Source organism: Nitratidesulfovibrio liaohensis (assembly GCF_011682075.1).
Classification (GTDB): Bacteria; Desulfobacterota; Desulfovibrionia; order Desulfovibrionales; family Desulfovibrionaceae; genus Cupidesulfovibrio; species Cupidesulfovibrio liaohensis.
Window position 1 is genome coordinate 1 of sequence record NZ_VSMK01000056.1, and the last position, 8,043, is coordinate 8,043.

The following is an 8,043-nucleotide window of genomic DNA, read 5'->3' on the forward strand; positions in this document are numbered from 1 at the left end:
CGGCACGGAGAGCACGGACGGCACTGGGCTGGACCTGCGCGCGGGCCTGGCCCGGTTGCGCAGCGAAGCCGGTTGCCTGTACGTGCTGTGCGAGGGCGGCGGCCGGTTGGGGCTGGCCCTGCTGGAAGCCGGGCTGGTGCATGAATTCGAGTTGCACCTGGCCCCCAAGGTGCTGGGCGACAACGCGGCGCGTCCCCTGTTCGACGGGCGCGCGCCCCTGCGCATGGACGATGCGCTGGGCCTGCGCGTGGCCGCCACCGCCACCAGCGACGAAGACCTTGTCATCACACTGCGCCCCAAGGCGTAGTGATACGTTCCAGACAACGGCGGCGCGCCGCCTCGGAGACAGTTCATGTTCACCGGCATCATTCAGGGACAGGGCGGCATCGTGGCCGTGGAAAGCGCGGGAAAGGAAACCCGCCTGCGCATCCGGCCCCTGTTCGTGCTGTCCGACATCATGGTGGGTGAATCCATCGCGGCCAACGGCGTGTGCCTGACCGTGGAAACCCACGGCGGCAGCCGCGACGCCGCGTGGTACACCTGCTACGCATCCGCGGAAACCATGCGCCTGACCACCCTCGGCGACCTCAAGACCGGCGACAGGGTGAACCTGGAACGCGCGCTGGCCATGGGCGACCGGCTGGGCGGGCACATGGTGGCCGGTCACGTGGACTGCGTGGCCACCGTGGCCGAGGTGCGCGAAGAAGGCGAATCGCGCCGCTACCGGCTGAAGTTTCCGCAGGAATTCGGCCCCCAGGTCATCCCCAAGGGCTCCGTGGCCCTTGACGGGGTGAGCCTGACGGTTAATCATTGCGGCCCGGATTTTCTGGAGGTCAACGTCATCCCCGAAACGCAGCGGGTCACCACCATCGCAGGGTGGAAGCCCGGAGTCCGCGTGAACATGGAGACGGACCTCATCGGCAAGTACGTGCAGCGCATGCTTTCGGCATGGCAGGGCGGCGCATCCGCCACCGGCCATGCTGCTTCCGGCTCCGGCGGGGGTGGCGCGCTGACCGTGGAATTCCTGAAGGAACACGGCTTCTAGGCGTTTTCGCAGAACGCCGGGGCCGGGTCTTCACCCATGTCCAGAACGCCGCGCCCGCACGGGGCGGCGCCGCATATCCAGAGGTAGCCATGCCCATTTGCAAGACCGAGGAAGCCATCGAGGAAATCCGCAAGGGTAAGATGATCATCCTCGTGGACGACGAAGACCGCGAGAACGAAGGCGACCTGACCATCGCCGCAGAACACGTCACCCCCGAGATCATCAACTTCATGGCCACGCACGGGCGCGGCCTGATCTGCCTGGCCCTTGAACCGGCGCAGGTGGACAAGCTGCAACTGCCCATGATGACCCGCCGCAACGGCTCGAAGTTCGGCACCAACTTCACGGTGTCCATCGAGGCGCGCAAGGGCGTGACCACGGGCATCTCCGCCGCCGACCGCGCCACCACCATCCTGGCCGCCGTTGCCGACGAGGCCCAGCCCGAAGACCTGGTGACCCCCGGTCACATCTTTCCGCTGCGAGCCCAAAAGGGCGGCGTCATGGTGCGCGCCGGACAGACCGAAGGCAGCGTGGACCTGTCGAAGCTGGCCGGGCTGAAGGGCGCGGCGGTGATCTGCGAGATCATGCGCGACGACGGCGAAATGGCCCGCATGCCCGACCTGATCGAGTTCGCGAAAAAGCACGACATGAAGATCGCCACCATCCGCGATCTCATCCGCTACCGCATGCAGTCGGGCCTGCTGTCCGTGAAGCGCGTGGCAGAAGCGCAGATGCCCACCAAGTACGGCGAATTCCGCGTCATCGCCTACGAGAACGAACTGCACGATGAAACCCACCTGGCCCTCGTCAAGGGCGACATCACCCCCGGCGAGCCGGTACTGGTGCGCGTGCACAGCGAATGCCTGACCGGCGACGTGCTGGGTTCCATGCGCTGCGACTGCGGCGGCCAGCTTGCGGCGGCCATGTGCCAGATCGCAGGCGAAGGCAAGGGCGTGCTGCTGTACATGCGCCAGGAAGGGCGCGGCATCGGCCTTGCCAACAAGATCCGCGCCTATGCCTTGCAGGACCAGGGCTACGACACCGTGGAGGCCAACCACAAGCTGGGCTTCAAGGCGGACCTGCGCGACTACGGCATCGGCGCGCAGATACTGGTGGACCTTGGCGTGCGCAAGATGCGCATGATGACCAACAACCCCAAGAAGATCATCGGCCTTGAAGGCTACGGCATCGATGTGGTGGAACGGGTGCCCGTGGAACTGGAATCCTGTTCCTTCAACGAGACGTACCTGCGCACCAAGAAGGAAAAGATGGGCCACCTGCTGGAGCTCAAGCACACCGATACGCCCAGCGAAATCTAAGCGACACGCAACCGCCCCGCCCGCGCCCGGCAACGCCCGGCGCGGGCGGAGGACGGCCCCATATCACGCCCCGGCGCGCCGCCGGAAAAGGAGACCCCCAATGCTGCACGTCAAGACCATCGAGGGCCAGTTCGACGCCAAGGGCCTGAAGTTCGCCATCATCGCCACCCGCTTCAACGACTTCATCGTGGACCGCCTGGTGGGCGGCGCGGTGGACTACCTGGCCCGCCACGGCTGCGAGCGCGAGGACATGACCATCGTCCGCATTCCCGGTGCGTTCGAAATGCCCATCGTGGCCCAGAAGCTGGCCAAGAGCGGTCGCTACCACGGCATCATCGCCCTGGGCGCCGTCATTCGCGGGGCCACCCCGCACTTCGACTTCGTGGCCGGTGAAGCCACCAAGGGCCTGGCCCACATTTCGCTCGATTCCGGCGTGCCCGTGGGCTTCGGCCTTTTGACCACCGACTCCATCGAGCAGGCCATCGAACGCGCGGGCACCAAGGCGGGCAACAAGGGCGTGGAAGCCGCCGCCGCCGTGCTGGAAACCGTGCGCGTGATGGAGCAACTGTAAGCCCATGGCCAACCAGGGCAAAAAACCCACCCGGCGCAGCGAGCGCGCGCTGGCCTTCCAGGTGCTGTACGGGCTCAGCTTTACCCCGGCCACCAGCGAAGGCGCGTTGCGCGCGGCGTATGCCGCCTCGCCCGATGTGGCCGACCGCACCGCCGAGGACGAAAAGGCCGAACGGCACGCCCCCGCCACCGCCCCCCAGGGCTACGCGTGGGAAGTCATCCACGGCGTGTGGAAGACCCAGGCCGAACTGGACGAGGCCGTGTCCGGCTTTTCGCAGAACTGGCGCGTGGAGCGCATGGGCCGCGTGGAACTGACGCTGCTGCGCATCGCCGTGTACGAAATGCTGTTCCGCGACGACGTGCCCGCCAAGGTGGCCATGAACGAGGCCATCGAGCTTTCCAAGCAGTTCGGCGACGACAACTCGCGCGGTTTCATCAACGGCATTCTCGACGCGGTGGCCCGCGCGGTGGAATCGGGCCGACTATCGCCCAAGGGGCAGTAGGCCCCGGTGCTGGCGGGGAGTTCGGCGGCGCTTAACCGCCCGGAATCACCCCGCGAATGCGCAATTGGCACTTGAAGGCGCGCGTCCGAAAGGCTACGGTCTGACGGGCTCGCGCCCTCGGTCTTCCCGGTGGGCGCGCGCCCGCCAGACCAGAGAATGGGTCGGATGCCGGATCACATATCGCCGGACATCGGCCCCTTCGGAGGCCGGAACAGACACCGGCCACCAACGGCACGGCAGGCGGACCCGAACCAGTCCACCCGGCCCAGCTCACAAAGACCAGCCCACAAGGACCATCGCGGCATGAAACCCGAACGCGGCATGAAATACGACCACCAGTCCATCGAAATCAAATGGCAGCGCACCTGGGAAGAAAGCGGCGCCTTCCACTGCGACCACCACTCCGACAAGCCCAAGTACTACGTGCTCGAGATGTTCCCCTACCCTTCGGGCAACATCCACATGGGGCACGTGCGCAACTACTCCATCGGCGACGTGGTGGCGCGCTTCAAGCGCATGCAGGGCTTCAACGTGCTGCACCCCATGGGCTGGGACGCCTTCGGGCTGCCTGCGGAAAACGCCGCCATCAAGCACGGCACCCATCCCGCCAAGTGGACCTTTTCCAACATCGACAACATGCGCACCCAGTTGCGCCGCCTTGGCTACTCGTATGACTGGCGGCGCGAGCTGGCCACCTGCACGCCCGAATACTACCGCTGGGAGCAGCAGTTCTTCCTGCGGTTCTTCGAAAAGGGCCTGGTGTACCGCAAGCAGGCCCCGCAGAACTGGTGCCCCAAGTGCCACACCGTGCTCGCCAACGAGCAGGTCATCGAAGGGCTGTGCTGGCGCTGCGATTCCGCCGTGGAGCAGAAGAACCTGACCCAGTGGTTCCTGCGCATCACCGACTACGCGGAAGAACTGCTGGCCGACCTCGACAAGCTGGAGGCGGGCTGGCCCGAGCGCGTGGTGAGCATGCAGCGCAACTGGATCGGCAAGTCCATCGGCGCGGAAATCGTGTTCCCGCTGGAAGGGACCGACGGATCGGCCAATAACGGTTCCATCACCGTGTTCACCACCCGGCAGGACACCGTGTTCGGCGCCACCTTCATGAGCCTTGCCCCAGAACATCCGCTGGTGGAACAGCTCATTGACGGAAAGCCCGAGGCCCCGGCGGTGCGCGCCTTCGTGGAACGCATCCGCAACATGGACCGCATCGTGCGCCAGTCGGACGACCTGGAGAAGGAAGGGGTGTTCACCGGCGCCTACTGCGTGAACCCCTTCACCGGGCGCCGCATGCCCATCTGGGTGGCCAACTTCGTGCTGGCCGAATACGGCACCGGCGCGGTCATGGCCGTGCCCGCGCACGACCAGCGCGACTTCGAATTCGCCCGCAAGTACGACCTGCCCATGCAGGTGGTCATCCAGCCGGAAGGCGACGCGCTTGACACCGCCGCCATGCAGGCCGCCTGGACCGAGGCGGGCCTGCTGGTCAATTCCGGCGAATTCGACGGCCTGCCCAACGAGGCCGCCAAGCAGAAGATCGCCGATTCGCTGGAAACCTCCGGCAAGGGCCGCCGCACCGTCAACTACCGCCTGCGCGACTGGAACATCTCGCGCCAGCGTTACTGGGGCGCACCCATTCCCGTGGTGTACTGCGATGCCTGCGGCGTGGTGGCCGAAAAGGACGAGAACCTGCCCGTGCTGCTGCCGCTGGAAGTGCGCACCCACGAGGATGGCCGCTCGCCCCTGCCCGACACCCCCGAATTCGCGGAATGCGCCTGCCCCAAGTGCGGGGGCAAGGCCCGCCGCGAAACCGACACCATGGACACCTTCGTGGAGTCCTCGTGGTATTTCGCGCGCTACACCAGCGCCAGCAAGGATGACGGCGCATTCGACCCCGCCGCGCTCAAGTACTGGATGCCCGTGGACCAGTACATCGGCGGCGTGGAGCACGCCATCCTGCATCTGCTTTACTCGCGCTTCTTCGTGAAGGCCCTGCGCGACTGCGGTTACATGGACCTGGACGAGCCCTTCGCCAACCTGCTCACCCAGGGCATGGTGCTGAAGGAAGGGGCCAAGATGTCCAAGTCCAAGGGCAACGTGGTGGACCCCACCGAAATGATCGCCCGCTACGGGGCGGACACGGTGCGCCTGTTCTGCCTGTTTGCCGCACCGCCGGAACGCGACTTCGATTGGAGCGATTCGGGCATCGAGGGTTCCTATCGCTTCATCGGGCGCATCTGGCGCCTGGCCGAGGAGCTTTCCGGCGTGCTCATGCCGGTGAAGGCCTGTTCGGCCACGGCGGCGGATGCCGCAACGCCCCAGGGCAAGGACCTGCGCAACAAGGAACACGCCACGGTGCGCAAGGCCGGGGCGGACATCAGCGACAGGTTCCAGTTCAACACGGCCATCGCGGCGGTGATGGAACTGGTCAACGCCCTGTACCTGGCCAAGGACGAACTGTCCGGCGACGAGGGCGGACGGAAGGTGCTGTCCAGCTCCGTGGCCACCGTGCTCACGCTGCTTTCGCCCATCACCCCGCACATCGCCGAGGAACTGTGGGCCAGCATAGGCAACGCCGGTCGCATCACCGACGAGCCGTGGCCGCAGTGGAGCGAGGAAGCCCTGGCCCGTGACGAGGAAACCATCGTGGTCCAAATCAACGGCAAGCTGCGCGGCCGCGTCAGCGTGCCCGCAGGGGCGGATGCCAAGGCCATAGAGGCTGCGGCCCTGTCGGAACCCAACGTGGCCCGCCATCTGGAGGATGTCACCGTGCGCAAGGTCGTCGTCATTCCCGGCAAGCTCGTCAACGTGGTGGTCGGTTAGCCATGGCCGCCGCGTCCTTCAGGAACCTTGGCCCCAACGCGGGCCGCAACGGCGGCTTCCTGTCCCGCATGACGCGGCGCATGCTGTGCGTGCTCTCGGTCGTGGCCCTGCTGGCCGCCCTGGCCGCCCTGTCCGCACTGTCCGGCTGCGCGGGGTACCACCTGACCAGCGAGGAAACCGGCATCTTCGGCGACGGCAGCAAGACCCTCAAGATCAAGAGCGTGGACAACCCCACCATGTACTCCTGGCTGCCGTACATGCTGCGTTCCGCCCTGCGTGACGAAATCGGCGCACGCAGCCTGGCGGTATGGAAGGACGACGGTCGCGCGGACTATGAAGTCAAGCTGCGGGTGCACTACTTCCGCCTGCGCGGCGACGTGCGCGACTCCGACGACAGGACGCAGTTGTACACCGCATCCATGGCCGCAGAGGCCACGGTGTACGACGGCGCCACCAACGCCGTGGTCTGGGAGTCCGGACTCGTCGGGTACTACGACTCGTACGACACCTACAACGAGCGCGACGCCGCCGAAAAGGTGGGCATCGAACTGGTGCGGCGGCTGGTGGACAGGATGCGCCAGCGCTTCTAGACCGCAGGCCAAGGCCCGGATATAAACGGCCCGAGGGGAGGCGTTCCCTTCGGGCCTTCTTGTTGCCGCCCCGCAACCCTACGGTGACTGCATGACCCGACCCGGCTTCACCATCTGCATCTGCCCCGACGCCCGTCTGACCCGCGACCGCATCGACGCGCTGCTGGCCGCGCACCCGCCCGTTGCGCTCGGGGCCGGGGCCGATTCCGCCATGTCCTCCGGGTTGGGGGGGCTGCCCCCTTCCGCGCCCGCCACCTGGGACCGCCAGGCCTTCTGGGGCGACGAGCCCCTGCCCCCCGCCTTCTGGGAACACCTGACGCTCCAGGGGCTGTTCGCCACGCCGCGCGCCCTGTTGGTGCGCAACGCCCAGAACCTGCCTGCGGAAACGTGGAAACGCATCTCCGCCGCCCTGGCAAAGCCCAACCCGCTGGCGTGGCCGTTCCTGTGCCTGGAAGTGCCCTTCGACAAGGGCCAGCCCAAGGTGCCCGCCCACATCGCCAAGCTGCGCTGCCTGGACTTCGCGGATTCGCAGAAGTGGATATGGCGCTCGCCCGGCCTGGACGAACGCGGCGTGGTCACCTTCGTGCGCCAGCATGCCGCCTCGCGCGCCCTCCGCTTTGCCCCCGGCGCACTGGAGGCGGTTTGCGCCGCCCTGCCGCCGGACGCCACCGCCATCGCCACCGAACTGGAAAAGCTCTCGCTGGCCGCGGGCGATGGAGAGGTTACCCCGGCCATGGCCGCGCTGGTGGACCACACGGCGGACATCGACATCTTTGCCTTCATGCGGGCACTGCAAGCGGGCAACGCCCCCATGACCGTGTGGCGCCAGGTGCTGCGCGACCGCCTGGGCGGCGATTCCATGCTGTTTCCCTTTCTGGGCATGCTGCTGCGCGAAACGCGCATCCTGTGGCAGTTGCTGGCGGGCGAGCCGGTGCGTCTGCCCCCCTCGGTGCTGCCACCCAAGCAGCAGTTGGCTCGCCAGTTGGGCCATGCCGGGCTTGCCCGGATATGGGACCTGGCGCTGGAGGCGGAACTGGGCATCAAGAGCGGCGAACGTTCGCCCGAACAGGCCATGGAAATGCTGGTTGCCGGGCTGTTCACCCTGTTCGCACGCAGCCGCCGCGCCGCGGTCGGTGCCGGGCAGTCTGGCGGCGGCCAGGCCGGCAGATCCCGCCCCCCGGCGTACGTGC

Annotated in this window: 8 protein-coding genes; all 8 read left to right on the forward strand. The window is 66.9% G+C overall.

The genetic code is table 11. The features are described 5' to 3' along the window. Positions 1–307, forward strand: a 307-nt coding sequence (locus FVW27_RS02575; protein WP_208294585.1) for a dihydrofolate reductase family protein, incomplete at its 5' end; no start/stop codon positions are given. Positions 308–352: 45 nt separating this feature from the next. Beyond that, entirely contained in the window at positions 353–1,045 is a 693-nt protein-coding gene (locus FVW27_RS02580) for a riboflavin synthase (RefSeq protein ID WP_167122490.1), read from the forward strand. Between the two features lie 89 nt (positions 1,046–1,134). Next, complete coding sequence (locus FVW27_RS02585; RefSeq protein ID WP_167122492.1) at positions 1,135–2,364, forward strand: bifunctional 3,4-dihydroxy-2-butanone-4-phosphate synthase/GTP cyclohydrolase II; 1,230 nt, start codon at positions 1,135–1,137, stop codon at positions 2,362–2,364. A 100-nt stretch (positions 2,365–2,464) separates the two neighbouring features. Then, on the forward strand, positions 2,465–2,935 hold the full coding sequence (gene ribH, locus FVW27_RS02590; protein WP_015946709.1) for a 6,7-dimethyl-8-ribityllumazine synthase: 471 nt from the start codon (positions 2,465–2,467) through the stop codon (positions 2,933–2,935). 4 nt (positions 2,936–2,939) lie between these two features. Further along, positions 2,940–3,437: a transcription antitermination factor NusB gene (nusB, locus tag FVW27_RS02595; RefSeq protein WP_167122494.1), complete on the forward strand. Its 498-nt coding sequence runs from the start codon at positions 2,940–2,942 to the stop codon at positions 3,435–3,437. Between the two features lie 321 nt (positions 3,438–3,758). After that, positions 3,759–6,263, forward strand: a complete 2,505-nt coding sequence (gene leuS / locus FVW27_RS02600; protein WP_208294586.1) for a leucine--tRNA ligase — start codon at positions 3,759–3,761, stop codon at positions 6,261–6,263. Between the two features lie 2 nt (positions 6,264–6,265). Then, on the forward strand, positions 6,266–6,853 hold the full coding sequence (gene lptE, locus FVW27_RS02605) for an LPS assembly lipoprotein LptE (protein ID WP_167122498.1): 588 nt from the start codon (positions 6,266–6,268) through the stop codon (positions 6,851–6,853). Between the two features lie 91 nt (positions 6,854–6,944). After that, a partial coding sequence (locus FVW27_RS02610; protein ID WP_243838167.1) for a DNA polymerase III subunit delta occupies positions 6,945–8,043 on the forward strand: 1,099 nt, incomplete at its 3' end.